The organism is Kitasatospora gansuensis, from assembly GCF_014203705.1.
GTDB lineage: Bacteria > Actinomycetota > Actinomycetes > Streptomycetales > Streptomycetaceae > Kitasatospora > Kitasatospora gansuensis.
Map to the genome: position 1 here is coordinate 800,779 of NZ_JACHJR010000001.1, position 14,679 is coordinate 815,457.

Below are 14,679 nucleotides of genomic sequence, written 5' to 3' on the forward strand. Positions count from 1 at the left end.
TGGGCCCCATGCTGGGAGCGGGCGTGATCGTGCCGAGCACCGACGGCCGGGTGCTGATCGGCCGTCGGATCACGCCCGGCGAGTCGCCCACCTGGAGCCTGCCCGGCGGCAAGGTGGACCACCCGGGCGAGTCCTTCGAGCAGGCCGCCGCCCGGGAGTTGGCCGAGGAGACCGGCCTCGTACTGCCGGCCGAGCAGATGCGGGTGCTGGCCGTGCTGCTCGACCACGGGCTCGGCCGGCCCCGGCTGACCGCCGCCGTGCTGGCCCCGCCGTGCGACCTGCCCGCGCTGGTCACCGAGCCGCACGCCTGCGCGGGCTGGGAGCGGGTGCCGGTGGACGCGCTGCCGGAGCCGATGTTCTACCCCTCGGCCCAGGTACTGGCCAGCTGGCTGCCCGACTACCAGGCCCCGCCCGGCACTTGGGCCTACCGGACGGCCTGATCCGACACCGCGGTCGCGAGGTCCGTCAGCAGCGCCCCGCCCGAACCGTCCACCGAGCGCTGGGTGTTGGTGAGCACCGCCACCCCGACGCCGGCACCCGGGTCGAAGCCGACGAAGGACGAGAAGCCCCCGGTGGCGCCGTTGTGCCAGAGCTGGAGGTGCCCGCCCTGACGCGGGTGCAGCCGCTGGCCCATCCACCCGAGATGGATCCAGGAGAACGGGTTCAGCCGGTGCTCCGGGGTCCGGCTGAGCGCGATCGCCTCGGCCAATGGTCCCTGCTCCGGGGCCAGTTGGGCCCGCAGGAAGGTGACCAGATCGGCCGCCGTACCGCGCAGCCCGCCCGCGCCCGCCAGCGCCGCGAGGTCCCAGCCCGGCACCGGACGGGCCCGGCGGTCGTGCCCCTGCGCCAGTTGGCCCGGATCGGCCGGAGTGACGGCGGTGTCGGTCAGACCGAGCGGTGCGCTGATCCGGCCGGCGATCAGCCCCTCGTAGTCGGTACCCGCCCGACGGGCCAGCGCCAGGCCGAGCAGCCCGGCCCCGAGGTTCGAGTAGCGGAACCGGCTGCCCGGCACGGCGCCCAGCTTGGTCCGCCGCAGGGTGCCGAGCAGCACCGGCTCGGCGAGCTTCGCGTACGGGTCGGGGCGGCCGGGGTTGAGCAGGGCGGGGAGCAGCATGCCGTGCGGCAGCCGGGGCAGTCCCGAGGTGTGCTGGGCGAGTTGACGCAGCGTCACCGGTACGCCGCGCCGCTGCAGACCGGCGGCCTCGGGGAGCAGTTCGGCGAGCGGCTGGTCCAGTTCGACCAGGCCCTCGGTGACCAGGGCGGCCAGCGCCAGCGAGGTGAACACCTTGCTGACCGAGCCCAGTTCGAAGACGGTGTCGGCCGTCACCGCACCCGCCGCGCGGACCTCGGCCTCGCCGTCGGCCAGCGCGGCCACCACCACCCCGGCCCGCCCCTCGGCCAGTTGGTCCGCCGTCCGCTGCGCTGCCCCGCCCAGATCCACCATGGGGACCAGGCTAACGCCGCTGCGCACCGCCACCGCGCCGGTCCGGCCACCGCACGTCGTACACCCAGCCCAGCCGCTCCCACCAGGCGATCAGCCGGGCGGTCGGGTCGGGCTGGCCCGCCAGCGCGCCGTGCCGGGCGCTGACCGGGTCGGCGTGGTGCAGGTTGTGCCAGCCCTCGCCGAAGGTGATCAGGGCGACCCAGCGGATGTCCCTGGACTGGTCCCTGGTTTGGTAGTTGCGGTCGCCGAAGGCGTGCGCGACCGAGTTCACCGACCAGGTCACGTGGTGCACCACGGCGTATCGGACCAGCCCTGCCCAGAAGAAGGTGGCAGCGGTCGCGGACCAGTCCCGGGTCCAGGCCAGCGTGACCAGCGCGGGCAGCAGCAGCGAGAGCGCCATGGTGGCCGGGTACCAGCGGTCCAGCCGCCGGACGTCCGGGTCGGCGAGCAGATCCGGCGCGTAGCGCGGGCAGTTGGAGCGGACCGGCGAGGAGGCGAACCAGCCGACCTGGGCGTGCCACATGCCCTTCAGCAGCGCGCGCCGGTCCGTCCCGTACCGCCACGGCGAGTGCGGGTCGCCGGGCTGGTCGGAGTGCTGGTGGTGGCGCCGGTGCTCGGCCACCCACATGGTGACCGGGCCCTCCATCGCCAGCCCGCCCGCGATGCCGAGCGCGATCCGCAGCGGGCGGCCGGTCTTGAACGAGAGGTGGGTGAAGTGCCGGTGGTAGCCCGCGGTGATGCCCATGATGGAGACCACGTACATCACCGCCCCGAGCAGTACGTCCCGCCAGTGCAGGCCCCAGCCCCAGGCGGCCGGGACCGCGACGGCCAGCACCAGCAGCGGCAGCAGGACCAGGGTGACCAGGTAGCCGGCCCGCAGCGGGGTGCTCACGGGCACGGTGTCCGGGAGCGGTTCACGGCGCAGCGGCCCGATGGTCGACGTCATGTCAGCTCTCCTCAGGGACAGCGGGTGAAGGCGAGCACCGCGTTCTGCCCGCCGAAACCGAACGAGTTGCTGACGGCGGCCGTCATCCGGTGCGGGCGCGGCACCTTGGTGACCACGTCCAGGTCGCAGGCCGGGTCGGGGGTGTCCAGGTTCGCGGTGGGCGGGATCAGCTGGTGCTCCAGGGCCAGTACGGTGCAGACCGCCTCGATCGCCCCGGCCCCGCCGATCGCGTGGCCGATCGCGCCCTTGAGCGCGGTGACCGGGGGCGGGCTGCCGAAGACGGTGTGCAGCGCCCGGGCCTCGGCCGCGTCGCCGTGCGGGGTGCCCGTGCCGTGCGCGTTGACGTGGCCGATGTCGGCCGGGTCGAGACCGGCGTCGGCGAGCGCGCCGCGCAGCGCTCGGGCCGCGCCGTCGCCCTCCGGGTGCGGGGCGGTGACATGGTGTCCGTCGCAGGAGGAGCCGAAGCCCGCCAGCTGGGCGCGGATCCGGGCTCCCCGGGCCCGGGCGTGCTGCTGACGCTCCAGCACCAGGACGGCCGCTCCCTCGCCGAGCACGAAACCGTCCCGGTCCCGGTCGAACGGCCGGGAGGCGCCCGCCGGATCGGCCGACCGGCGGGAGAGCGCCCGCATCTGGGCGAAGCAGGCCGAGGTCATCGGCATCCGGGCCGACTCGGCGCCGCCCGCCAGCACCAGGTCGCAGGTACCGGCGAGCAGCAGTTCACGGGCCACCCCGATCGCGCTGCTGCCGGAGGCGCAGGCGGTGCTGACCACCAGGTTGGGGCCGAGGGCGCCGAGGTCGAGGGCGATCTCGGCGGCCGCCATGTTCGGCAGGCTGCGGGACAGGGCCAGCGGCGAGACCTTCTCCGGCGCACCCGCCGCCAGCCGGTCGAACTCGGGCTGCCAGCTCTGCATGCTGCCGATCCCCACCCCCATCACCACGCCGACCCGGGCGCCGTCCCAACTCCCGCTGTCCAGACCGGCGTTCGCGGTCGCCTCACGGGCGGCCAGCAGGGCCAGCACGGTGAACAGGTCGAGCCGCCGGGCCAGTCGGTACCCCAACAGCTCCTTGGCGTCCAGCTCGGGGACCCGGCAGGAGAAGTCCACCGGCAGCCCGGCCAGCTCCGGATCGGCGGCCGCGAACGACGTCCCGGCGCAGAGGCCGTCCCAGGCCGCCTGTACCCCGACGCCGCTGGGTGCGAGCAGCCCGAGCCCGGTGACCGCGACCGCCTCCCGCCTCAACAGAGGGCTCCACCCGGGGAGGTGACGGACCGACAGGACAGAACAGCCACAAAGAAGCACATGAAACGTCATTATTGGTCACATTCGGACGCATCCGAACGGAGCACACCCCGCGCCGCTCCGAGCTACACCCATCCGGGTGCACCGCTCAGCCGAGCCCGGGGCAGCATCCCGGGTCACCCCGCCACGACGGCCACGGCGGCGGCGTGCCGGGCCAGCGCCGCGGCGGCGACCCGCAAGGACGCCGCCGCGGCCGCGCAGTTCCCGGCCTGCTGGTCGAGCGCCGCGGTGCAGGAGGGCGGGGCACCGGGCAGTACGGCCAGTGCCGCGGCCTGCACCGTCAGCTCCTTCCCTCGGGTCTCGAGCCGCTCGGCGTCGGCCTCCAGGGTGGCGATCAGCCCCTGCAGGCGGTCGCTCTCGGTTCCGAGGACAGTACTCATGCCAGGTTCTCCTGATCGGTGGTCAGCGGGGCAGGATCGTCCCGCCGCTGCGGCGGGCCAGGTAGCTGGGGGCGGTCATCACGAACAGCGGCCGGGCGCCCTGCAGCCTGAGCTCGCGCAGGTGCCGGGTGAGCGGGTGGTCGGCCTCGCCGACCCGCAGCCTGGCCCGGGGCGCCGGGTGCAGCCGCATGCCGCGCTGGACCCGGACCATGGTGCGGACGGTGTTGTCGTCCGGCCGCCCGTACAGCACCGAGTCCACCTGCGGCACCCGGCCGGACGGGCCGATCGCCCCGGTCAGCTCGACCAGCGGCCCGCCGTGTTCGGGGTCGCGTGCCAGCACCTGGATCCGGCGGTCCGCCACCGTCACCTCGACCTGCGCGGCCACTCCCGGCTGACCCCAGATCTCCCGGCCGACCGCCAGCGCCTCGGGCGTGGTGACCAGCAGGTCCACCACGTGCCGCCCGGTCCGGCGGACGTCGGCGCGGCGCAGCAGGTCGCGCAGCACGTCGTACGGACGGGGCCGCCAGAGGTCGTTGACCAGCACCGCCAGGCTCAGTTCGGAGTACGGCCCGAGGCTCACCACGCGGTGCTCGTACCCGGTGAGCGCGACCAGTGCCTTGTGCCCGGCCCGGGTCGGCCGGAGCCAGGAGAGCTCGGGCAGCACCCGGGCGGCGGCCTCGGCGTCCACCGCGAAGATGGCCACGGCGACGCTGGAGTCGTAGTAGCGGACCGGGAGTTCGGCCGGCCCGGCCGAGGTGACCACCGGCGTGGTCGGCACCGTCATGAAGGGGTAGCCCTGCGGCGGGTGGGCCCGGTCCTTCAGCTGGTACGCCTGCGAGCGGACCACCGGGTGGCGGTAGTCGGCCAGTTGACGGTCGATGTGCTCCCTGGCCTCCGGCAGGTCCTGCTCCAGGTTGGCGATGTACCGGGCGATGGTGTGGCACTCCGGGAAGCCGTGCGAGGCGTCGGTGTAGTCCACCTCGTACCACTCCGGATGCGGGTTGAACACCGAGCCGGTGCCCCGGCCGTCCAGGATCGGCACCAGGTCGTGCTGGTTGGTCACGGTGGCGACCCAGGTGTCCGGGTCGGCCGGGGTCTTGTTGTCGATCGGGGAGCCGACGCAGACGATGTGGGTGACCTGGTAGCGGGTGCTGAACTCGACGTCCTGGGCGAGGTTGATCAGGCAGATGCCGCCCTCGCTGTGGCCGATCAGCGCCAGCTCCGCGCCGTCCGGGATGCCGTGCCGCTCCATCGCCTGCCGGAAGCCCCTGGTGTACGGCGACTCGGTGCTGAACAGGTTGTTCCAGGCGCCGACGAAGTCCTGCGGGGAGTCGTTGCGCGGCTGGCCCGGGGCCATCCCAGGGGCGTGCAGCACGTACCGCACGGTGCCGTCGGGGGCTCGGACGTCCTGGATCAGGATCCGGCCGTCGTTGACCAGCACCGCGATGTTGCGCAGGAAGCCCATCAGGGTGCCCGACTTGGCGATCTGCGGCTCCTCCAGCGGCGAGAGCTCGACCGGGTCGGCCGCGCCCTCGCCGACGTCCAGCGCCGAGAGGTGCCGGACGTCGATGCCCTTGAGCGGGTCGGTGGCCAGATCCCGGCCGGTGGCCAGCGCCCAGCCGGCCGCGTCGTTGCCCGGGTCCTCGTCCAACAGGGCCCGGATCGCGAAGAGTTCGGGCATGATCGGGGTGAGCGAGGAGAGCGCCTGCTGACTCCCCCGGTCCTTGACCAGCGCCCGCAGGGCGCGCAGCGAGGCCAGGTCGCGGTCGGCCACCACCGCCTCGGTCAGCCGCCGCATCCCCGGGTCGGCCAGCAGCTCCGGGTGCTCCAGGGTGGTGGCCGCGATCCGCAGCCGCAGCGAGGAGACCGCGATCAGCGCCGCCAGGCTCTCCTGGCCGAACACCTCACCCGCCTGGCCGATCCTGCGCATCACCCCGTCGGGGGCCTTGACCGCGAAACCCAGACCCTGACGGCTGGTCAGCGCCCGCACCAGCGCCCACTGGACCGGCAGGCCGGTCCCCGGATGGCGCAGCGCGGTGGAGGTCAGCGCGGGATGGGCGAGCGCGGCGGTGGTCCTGGCCGAGATCTCCAGCACCTCCTCCGCCGCCCGGACGATCTCGCGGGCCCGGTCGCGCAGCTCCAGTTGCGCCGCGCGTATGGAGTCGGGCTGCGGTCCGTGGTCCGGGTGTCCGTGAGCCAGGTGCTCGTGCATCGGGGAAGTCCTCACCGTCGGGGCCTGTGGTGAGTCTCTGTCAGCTCCGGTGCGGCCGCACCCCGGCCGGGCACGCTGCGTGACCGCCCGTTTCCCCCGGATGCGCCACGCCCGGGACCGCACTCGAATGTGTCGAGTGTCCCCTCGCCCCTCGATCACCAGGCGGTCCCTCCCGTGAGTTTCCTCGCCGTGTACGACGCGGTCCCGCCCACCGAACCGGCCCGGCAGCTCGCCGTGTTGCGGCAGCAGCTGGCCACCGACCGGCCCGGGCTGTTCCGTGAACTGCGTTCCGAGCGGCCGGTGTTCAGCACCCCGGCCGGGGTCTTCGTGACCCGCTATCCGGATGTGATGGAGGTGCTCTCGGTGCCGGAGGTGTTCACCGTCGGCGCCTACGGGCCGACCCTGGAGGCCGTGCTCGGCGCCCCGCACATCCTGTCCAGGGAGGGCGCGGACGTGCACTGGCTCGAACGCGGATACGCCCAGGTGGTGCTGGCCGCCGAGGACGCGCCCCGGGTGCGCGAGCTCACCGCCCGGATCACCGGCGAGGTGCTGGACCGGGCGCAGGCCGGGGCCGAGGAGCGCGGCGACAAGACCTTCGACCTGATCCAGGACTGCACCGCCCTGGTGGCCGCCCGGCTGGCGGTCGAGTACCTGGGGTTCACCGGGATCGACCCGCGCGAGCTGCACGACCTCTCCCGCCAAGCCCAGTGGGCCGCCTTCGCCAACCCGTTCCAGGATCCGGAGGTGCACGCGGCCGGTGTTGCGGCGGGCCGTGCACTGCACGACCTGGTGGCGGGCGTGATCGAGCGCCGCCGGGCCGCGCCCGAGGGCCCGGACGACGTGCTCGGCCGGATGCTGCGGACCGCCCCGGCCGAGCTCGGCTACGACGACGAGCGGATCAACGCCAACCTGGTCGGCTTCCTGATCGGCTATCAGCAGAACACCGCCCAGTGCGGGGCCACCGCGCTCAAGGAGCTGGCGCTGCGCCCGGAGGTGCTGGCCGCCGCCGAGCGGGCCGCCGCCGATCCCGACCCGGCCGCCTTCGACGAGTACGTCTGGGAGGCGCTGCGGTTCCACCCGTTCGTCCCGTACACCCCCCGGCTGACCGTCCGCGAGCACGTACTGGCGGCGGGCACCCCGCGCGAGACGGTGCTGCCGGCCGGCAGCGTGGTGCACGCCTGCCTGGCCTCGGCGATGTTCGACGAGGAGGTGGTCCCGGAGCCTGACACCTTCCGCCCCGGCCGCCCGGCCCAGCACAACCTGGTGCTCGGCCGGGGCGCGCACGACTGCGTGGGCAAGTACGCCGCCCGGGTGATCCTGCCCGAGCTGGTCCGGCAGGTGCTGCTGCGGCCCGAGGTCCGGCCGCTGCCCGGCGAGGAGAACGCGCTCGACTACGCCGGGACGCCCTACCCCCAGCACTACCGGGTGACGGTCGGTCAGACCGTCGGAAAGGACTGACCGCCGTGACCACCACGCACCCCGCCTCCCGCCCCGAGGCCCCCGCCACCGCCCACCCGTCGGCCCCTGGGCAGCCGGGCCCGCGCGACCGGTCCAGGGACGGGCTGCGCAACCGCTTCGAGGGCCATCTGCTCTCGCACTACGGCCCGCTCTGGCGCCGGGTCGAACGGCACCACCGGCTGCACCGGGTGCTCAACGCGGCCCTCACCGACCAGGCCGTGCTGAAGGCGCCGACCCGGCCCAACCCGCTCAGCACCCGCTCCCCGTACACCTCCTGGGTCTCGCTGACCGACCGCTCGTACGTCGGCCGCCAGCTGCCCCCGGTCCAGCCGCGGCTGGACCGGCCGGGCCCGGAGCAGGCCGCCGAGCTGTTCCGCCGGACCGGGCCGACCCGGCCCTGCGAGCGCTCCAGCGCGCTGCTGCCCGCTTTCGCCCAGTGGTTCACCGACGGGTTCCTGCGCGGCCACGGCGCCACCGGCGACCCGCGCCGGACGGACTCGCCGCACACCCTGGACATGGCCCAGCTGTACGGCGCGAACGAGGAGATGACGGCCTGTCTGCGCAGTTTCGAGGGCGGGCGGCTGAAGTCCCGGCTGATCGGCGGCGCCGAGTTCCCGCCCGCGCTCTGCTCGGGCGGGAAGATCAAGGAGGAGTTCGGCGCGCTCCGGCCGGTCCGGTTCCAGGAGGTGCCGCCCGAACGCCGGGACAGCCTGTTCGCCTGCGGCGGGGACCGGGTGCACGCCCACATCGGGCCGATGGCGATGAACGTGCTCTTCCTCCGCGAGCACAACCGGGTGGCCGACGTGATCGCCAAGGAGCATGCGGGCGAGCTCGGTTGGGACGACGAGCGGATCTTCCAGACCACCCGGAACATCCTGGTGGTGATGATGATCCGGCTGATGCTGGAGGAGTACGTCAACCACCTCACGCCGTACCGGTTCAGGTTCATCCTCGACCCGGTCCGCACCGACCGGGGCGTCTGGCACCGGGAGAACTGGGCCACCATCGAGTTCAGCCTGGTCTACCGCTGGCACAGCCTGATCCCGTCCGGCTACACCATCGGCGGCCGCGAGGTCCCGCTGATGGACACCATCGCCGACGGGCAACTGGTCGTGGACCGGGGCCTCGGCCCGCTGCTGGACGACCTCTCCACCCAGCCCGCCGGCCGCTCGGGCCTGTTCAACACGGACCCGCTGCTGCTGCCGATCGAGGCCGCCAGCATCCGGGTCGGCCGCGAGCTCCAGCTCGCCTCCTACAACGAGTACCGGGGTTTCTACGGCTTCCCCCCGGTCACCGACGTCCGCCAGATCTCCGGCGAACCCGAGGTCCAGCAGGCCCTGCGGGACACCTACCGCAGCATCGACGACCTCGACCTCTACGTCGGCCTGTTCGCCGAACAGCCGGGCCCCGGAGCCCTGTTCGGCCGCCTGCTGGAGCGGATCATCTCGGTCGACGCCTTCTCCGAGGCCCTCAACAACCCCCTGCTCGCCCCCCGCCTCTTCACCCCCGCCACCTTCACCACCACCGGCCTGCGGATCATCGGCGGCACCCGCTCCTTCTCCCAGCTGGTCCACCGCAACCTCCCGGAGACCGAGGGGCAGCACTACACCGTCTCCCTGGGACGCAAGGCCTGAGGACTGTCAGTGGTGGGCGGGAAACTGGAACACATGGACGACGAACTGCTCCGGGGCCGGGTCTACGGCAGCGACCACGAGGATGCCGGGCCGCGGGTCGGCCGGGTCTACCGCGAGCTGGTGGCCGGGCCGTTGGACGGGCTGCTGCTCGATGTGACCGGGTGGAGCGGCGAGCAGCTGGCGGTGGGGGCCGCGCTGCCGACCGAGATCGGTGCGTACGGGGCGGGCGGCCGGGCCCGCTACCGCCCCCGCCCGGGTGACCCGCTGCGGTGGGACTGGGGCGGGGACACCCGCTGACCCGGGCACGGCGGTGCCGCGGCTCGTCCCCCTCGACGAGCCGCGGCACGTTCTAAGGGGCCGTCACAGGCGCTGCCAGAGGGCCGGCACGATGGGCGGCTCCCAGCCGGTCTGGGCCGTGTGACCCTGGATGCAGCGGTAGCTGACGCCGTTGTAGGTCACGACGTCACCCGCCTGGTAGGTGGTGCCGGCCGCCCAGGTCCCGGTGCCGGGACCGCTGCCGACCACCAGCGAGTAGGTGGTGCTGTGGGTGGCCGAGCCGGTGCCGGTCAGCGTGATGCTGTAGGTACCGGCGGCCGTGGAGGCGCCCACCTGGAAGGTCGCCGTCGAGGACGAACCTGCCTGCACCGAGGACGGGTTGAAGGTGACGGTGACCCCGGCGGGCACACCGGAGGCGGTCAGGCCGACCGTCTGCGCGCTGCCCGAGGTGACGCCGGTGGACACGGTCGCGCTGACCGAGTTGCCCGGAGTCGCGTTGCCGGTGGCCGGGTTGACCGCGATGGAGAAGTCGTTGGTCGGGACGGTGCCGCCGACCGAGGTCTTCCACAGGGTGTACGCGACGCCGTCCGCACTGCGGTTCAGCACGGTGGCACTGACGTTGGAGGTGGTGTCGCAGGACTGGTGGTAGCAGGAGTCGTACGCCCGGCCGGAGGTACCGCCCCACTTGGCGGCCTGGTTCGCGGTCTTGGTGGCGCTGGCGCCGGCTGCGTAGCCGGAGGTCGGGATGCCGGCCTGCTGGAAGGAGTAGTCGTCCGACCGGCCCTGGCCCTCGACGTTCTCCTCGGGCTGGAGGCTCAGCGAGTCCCAGTACGCCTTCATCGGCGCCGAGGTCGTGGAGTTGAGGTTGTTGATGAAGTAGCCGGCGTTGGGCGAGCCGACCATGTCGAAGTTGTAGTAGCCCTTGATCGCGCTGCGCTGGGCGGAGCTCAGCTGGCCGACGTAGTGGGCGGAGCCCTGCAGGCCCTGCTCCTCGCCGGTCCACCAGGCGAACCGGACGTGCCGGGTCAGGGTCGGGTTGGCCTGGGCGAGCGCCAGCGCGTTCTCCAGCAGCACCGCCGAGCCGGAGCCGTTGTCGTTGATGCCGGGCCCGGCCGCCACGCTGTCCAGGTGGGCGCCGAACATGGTCACCTGGTCGGTCGGGCCGCCCGGCCAGTCGGCGATCAGGTTGTTGGAGACGTAGCTGCAGGAGGTGCAGCTCTGCTCGGAGACGGTGTAACCGGCCGCCTGCAGCTTGGCCTTGACGTACGCGACGGACTGCGAGTGCCCGGCCGAGCCGGCCCGCCGGTTGCCGCCGTTCTGCGAGGCGATGGTGTTCAGCTGGGTCAGATGCGCCTGCACCTGGGCCACGTCGATGTCCGGCGCGTTGCCGCCGGGGTTGCCGCCACCGCCCACCGTCAGGGTGTACTGCGCGGTGTGGGTGACCGTACCGGTGCCGGTCACCGTGATGGTGTAGCTGCCCGCCACCGCCGTGGCGGCGGCCGCGAAGGTCACCGTCGAGGCCGAACCGGCCTGCACCGACGAGGGGTTGAAGGACACCGTGACACCGGCCGGCGCACCGGAGGCGGTCAGGTTGACCGTCTGCGCGCTGCCCGAGGTGACCGAGGTGTTGACCGTCGCGGTGGTGGAGGCGCCGGGCTGGACCGAACCCGCGGTCTGATTGAGCGTCAGCCCGAAGTCGTTGTTGCCGGTGGGCGTGCAGGTCGGGTCACCGGCCTGGGCCGGCACGCTGACCGCGTCCCAGGCCGCCTTGGCCCGGGTGAAGTAGCCGCAGCTGGGGTCGAGGTTCTTGGCCGCGGTCAGGGTCGCGGTCCGGTACTTCTTGTAGGTCATCCCGCTGGTCTTCAGCAGCATGCCGCCGTAGAAGATCTTCCCGGCGTTCTGGATGCCCAGACCGGTCACCGAACTGCTGTTGCAGGTCGGGCTGGTGGGCTTGCCGCCACCCGGGTTGGAGCCCTCGGCGAGCAGGTAGAACCAGTGGTTCAGCGGGCCCGCCGCGGCGTGCTCCTCGGTGTTCGGGATCGAGGAGGAGTAGCAGTTCGGGTTCCCGCCGACCTGCGAGGGGTTGTACATCACCCGGATCGGGCCGTTGCCCACCAGGTTGATCATCTCGCCGACGGTGTAGTCCGGCGCGTCGTACGGGGCGCTCTCGTTGGCGTACGCCTCGGTCAGCGCGCCCATGATGTCACCGGTCGCCTCGCCCAGCCCGGCCTCGTTGCTGGCCGCCCCGCCCGGGGTGTACTGGTCGATACCGTGGCCGAACTCGTGGCCCACCACGTCGATCGCGGCGATCCACTCGTTGGCGTTGTTGTGGCCGATGGATATCGAGGAGCCGTCCCAGTACGCGTTCACGTCGTTCAGACCGACCTTGACCGGCCAGCTGCCGCCGTTGCCGTTGTGGCCGTTGCGGCCCAGCCAGTCGCGGAGCATGTCCCACTCCTTCTGCGCCGCGAACATCACGTCGGCGCAGCCGGTCTCCTTGCTGGTCGCGCTCCCGTTGCCCCAGCTGTCGCTGGACTTGGAGAACACCGAGCCGCTGGAGTAGTCGGCACAGCTCAGCCCGGGACGGCCGGGGTCGCGCAGCGAGTAAGTGCTGCCGGACGCAGTGGTGTTGATGGTCTGCGTGCCGTTCCACTTGCTGTTGATGGTGCCGGCATGGACGTCGTCGTAGCTGTCCAGCACCTCGCCCGAGCGGGCGTCCACGAAGACGTGCAGGGTGCTGGGCGCGCTGGCGGTCCGGCCGGTCAGCACGGTCTCCCAGGCCAGCTTGGAGCGGCCGCCCTTCACCCGGACCACCAGGCGGGCGGCCTGCACCCCGTCCACGGTGGGGAGTTGGGCCCGGGCGGTCTGCTCGGCGGCGGCAGCGGTCACCTTCGGCGTGGTCGGCACGCCGACCGCCCCGGTGGACGCCGACTGCACGCTGCGGATCCGGCCCTGCCCGTCGGCGAGCACCACGGCGTCACCACCGACCACCGGGAGCCCCCGGTAGGTCCGCTCGTACGCGACGGAGTAGAGCCCGCCCAGCCACGGGGTCACCGCGTGCCGCTCGTAGCTCTCGCCCGGGCCCTTGGCCAGGGCGTCCAGGCCCGCCGCGGCCGCCTGGTCGGCGGCGGAGACGGCGGCGGCCAGCGCGCTCGGCGGAGCGACGGTGGTCGGGGCCGGGTTGGGCGCGGCCCGCGCGGCCGTGGTGGCGGCGAGCAGGCCGGCCAGGACGGTCAGGGTGGTTCCTGCCGTCAGGATTTTTCGTCTCATTGCGAGGCTCCTCGGACGTGGGGGTCCTCGAACGCGGACGGCATGCCGACGGCACGCTCCACGGGCCGCAGCGGGGGGCGGCTGAGCGGTTGTCAGCGTTCGGGTGCCGGAACCCTCACACGCCGTCATGCCACGGTCAACGGGTCCCGTCGGCCGTCCGTGCAGTTGGCAAGTTCTGTCAAGCTGCGGTTTTCGCAAAGAGGTTGAGACCACGTCATGTACGGACGGGGCCCTCGTCGAGTACCGTCCAGATACGCGGAGGGATCGCGGAGAGATCACGGAGAGCGCGCGAAGGACCCGGGGAGGCTGACCGTGCACCGGACCGACACCGGCGCCACCCTGGTCGAGGACGCCCCCGCCGCGGGTACGCCGGCCGCCGACTCCTGGCGGGCGTTCGGCGAGCGCCTGCGGCACTGGCGGCGGCGGGCGGGGTTCACCCAGGCGCAGCTCGCCACCGAGATCGGCTACGACCACACCGCGGTCAGCCGGCTCGAACACGGCACCCGCCGGGCCACCTCCCGGGTCGCCGACCACCTCGACCGGCTGCTGGCCGCCGGCGGCGATCTGAGCGCCGCCTGCCGCCGGGCGGAGCAGGGGGAACGGAGCGGACCGCCCGTCCCGGCCGAGCTCACCCGCCCGCCGCTGCCCGGCGCCGCCGCCGACCAACCCCCGCTCCCGCTACCGCTGTTGGTCGGCCGGCCACCGACCCGGCTGCCCGACTACGGGATGCTCTGCCCACTGCACGGCGCGGTCGGCTGCGAGGTGCCCGCGCCCGCCGACCTGGCCGCGCTGCACCTGGCGTTCTGCGCCGCCGACCCGCTGACCGCACCGCCGCTGGACACCGACACCGCGCACGCGCTGGCCGGGCTGCTCGCCGCCCACCTGCGGGCCGGCGAGGCGCGCTCCCACCCGGACACCGCCGTCGCCGTCGAACGCACCCTGCGGGCCGTCCTGGCCCGGCTGCCCGGCACCCCCGCCGGGCGGCGGCGCCCGCTGGTCCGGCTGGCCGCCGAGTACGCCCACGCGGCGGGCGTGCTGCGGATGCAGCAGGGCCGCAACGCGACCGCGATGGCCTGCTTCGACCGCGCCCTCAGCTGGTCCGAACTGGCCGACGACCCCGCCACCCAGGTGGCCGCGCTCAGCGACATGAGCACGCTGGCCCGGCTGGACGGCGACCCGGCCTCCGCGCTCGGCTACGCCCGCGAGATCGGCCGGGCCGCCCCGGGGCGGCACTGGGCCGCCGCGATGTCCCAGGTCGGCCAGGCGCGGGCGCACGCGCTGGCGGGCGACGTCCGGCAGACCCTCCGGCACATCGGCCGGGCCCGGCTGCACCTGGACCACATCGGCGCCCGGGACGAGTCCGACGCGCCGTGGCTCTCGATCGCCTCGATGCAGCTACGGGTCGAGTCCGGCGCCGCCGCCGCACTGCGCGACGCCGCGGCCGCCGTGGACAACCCCCGGCTCGCGCTGCGCGCGGTGAGCGCCGCCCGGACCGCGCTGCACCTGCTCGGGCCACACCAACTTCCGTCCGCCCGGCTGCTGTTCACCGTCCGGATCGCCGACTGCCACGTCTGCGCGCACGACCCGGGCACCGCACTCTCGCTGCTCGGCCCCGCCCTGGAGCACACCGCCCCCGGGCTGCCCGCGCTGGTCGGCCACGAACTGCGCGGCCTGCGCGACCGGTTGGCCGCACACCCCGGGCGACGCCCCGAACTCACGGACACCGCCCGGCGGTTGACCGAACTGGCGCCCTGACACTCG

Annotated in this window: 11 protein-coding genes; 5 read left to right on the forward strand and 6 right to left on the reverse strand. The window is 73.6% G+C overall.

Going from position 1 to position 14,679, the window contains the following annotated elements:
* Positions 1 to 8: 8 nt before the first annotated feature.
* Positions 9 to 440 (forward strand): nucleotide triphosphate diphosphatase NUDT15, encoded by a 432-nt coding sequence (locus F4556_RS03690; protein ID WP_184911571.1) that lies wholly within the window; start codon positions 9 to 11, stop codon positions 438 to 440.
* On the opposite strand, the gene F4556_RS03695 is transcribed toward F4556_RS03690, so the two are convergent.
* The 5 genes from F4556_RS03695 to F4556_RS03715 all read right to left on the reverse strand — a co-directional run bounded on the left by F4556_RS03695 (position 425) and on the right by F4556_RS03715 (position 6,280).
* Positions 425 to 1,444 carry a serine hydrolase domain-containing protein gene (locus F4556_RS03695; RefSeq protein WP_184911572.1) on the reverse strand — a complete coding sequence of 340 codons (1,020 nt, stop codon included), beginning with the start codon at positions 1,442 to 1,444 and terminating at the stop codon, positions 425 to 427. The genes F4556_RS03690 and F4556_RS03695 overlap by 16 nt on opposite strands.
* Positions 1,445 to 1,454: 10 nt before the next feature.
* Positions 1,455 to 2,390: an acyl-CoA desaturase gene (locus F4556_RS03700; protein WP_184911574.1), complete on the reverse strand. Its 936-nt coding sequence runs from the start codon at positions 2,388 to 2,390 to the stop codon at positions 1,455 to 1,457.
* 11 nt (positions 2,391 to 2,401) lie between these two features.
* Complete coding sequence (locus F4556_RS03705) at positions 2,402 to 3,628, reverse strand: beta-ketoacyl-[acyl-carrier-protein] synthase family protein (RefSeq protein WP_246510961.1); 1,227 nt, start codon at positions 3,626 to 3,628, stop codon at positions 2,402 to 2,404.
* Between the two features lie 176 nt (positions 3,629 to 3,804).
* Positions 3,805 to 4,068 (reverse strand): hypothetical protein, encoded by a 264-nt coding sequence (locus tag F4556_RS03710; RefSeq protein WP_184911577.1) that lies wholly within the window; start codon positions 4,066 to 4,068, stop codon positions 3,805 to 3,807.
* 22 nt (positions 4,069 to 4,090) lie between these two features.
* Positions 4,091 to 6,280: an acetoacetate decarboxylase family protein gene (locus tag F4556_RS03715; RefSeq protein ID WP_184911578.1), complete on the reverse strand. Its 2,190-nt coding sequence runs from the start codon at positions 6,278 to 6,280 to the stop codon at positions 4,091 to 4,093.
* 174 nt (positions 6,281 to 6,454) lie between these two features.
* Here F4556_RS03715 and F4556_RS39350 point away from each other — a divergent pair, with 174 nt between their 5' ends.
* The 3 genes from F4556_RS39350 to F4556_RS03730 are packed head-to-tail and all read left to right on the forward strand — an operon-like array spanning position 6,455 to position 9,669.
* Positions 6,455 to 7,738, forward strand: coding sequence for a cytochrome P450 (locus tag F4556_RS39350; RefSeq protein WP_184911580.1), 1,284 nt, complete (start codon positions 6,455 to 6,457; stop codon positions 7,736 to 7,738).
* 5 nt (positions 7,739 to 7,743) lie between these two features.
* Positions 7,744 to 9,372, forward strand: coding sequence for a peroxidase family protein (locus tag F4556_RS03725; RefSeq protein WP_184911581.1), 1,629 nt, complete (start codon positions 7,744 to 7,746; stop codon positions 9,370 to 9,372).
* Positions 9,373 to 9,405: 33 nt separating this feature from the next.
* Positions 9,406 to 9,669 (forward strand): hypothetical protein, encoded by a 264-nt coding sequence (locus F4556_RS03730; protein ID WP_184911583.1) that lies wholly within the window; start codon positions 9,406 to 9,408, stop codon positions 9,667 to 9,669.
* Between the two features lie 63 nt (positions 9,670 to 9,732).
* Here F4556_RS03730 and F4556_RS03735 read toward each other — a convergent pair whose 3' ends face one another.
* On the reverse strand, positions 9,733 to 12,918 hold the full coding sequence (locus F4556_RS03735; RefSeq protein WP_184911584.1) for a M28 family peptidase: 3,186 nt from the start codon (positions 12,916 to 12,918) through the stop codon (positions 9,733 to 9,735).
* 312 nt (positions 12,919 to 13,230) lie between these two features.
* On the opposite strand from F4556_RS03735, the gene F4556_RS03740 reads away from it, so the two are divergent.
* On the forward strand, positions 13,231 to 14,673 hold the full coding sequence (locus F4556_RS03740; RefSeq protein WP_313068134.1) for an NsdA family TPR-like regulatory protein: 1,443 nt from the start codon (positions 13,231 to 13,233) through the stop codon (positions 14,671 to 14,673).
* The last annotated feature ends 6 nt before the right edge of the window (positions 14,674 to 14,679 follow it).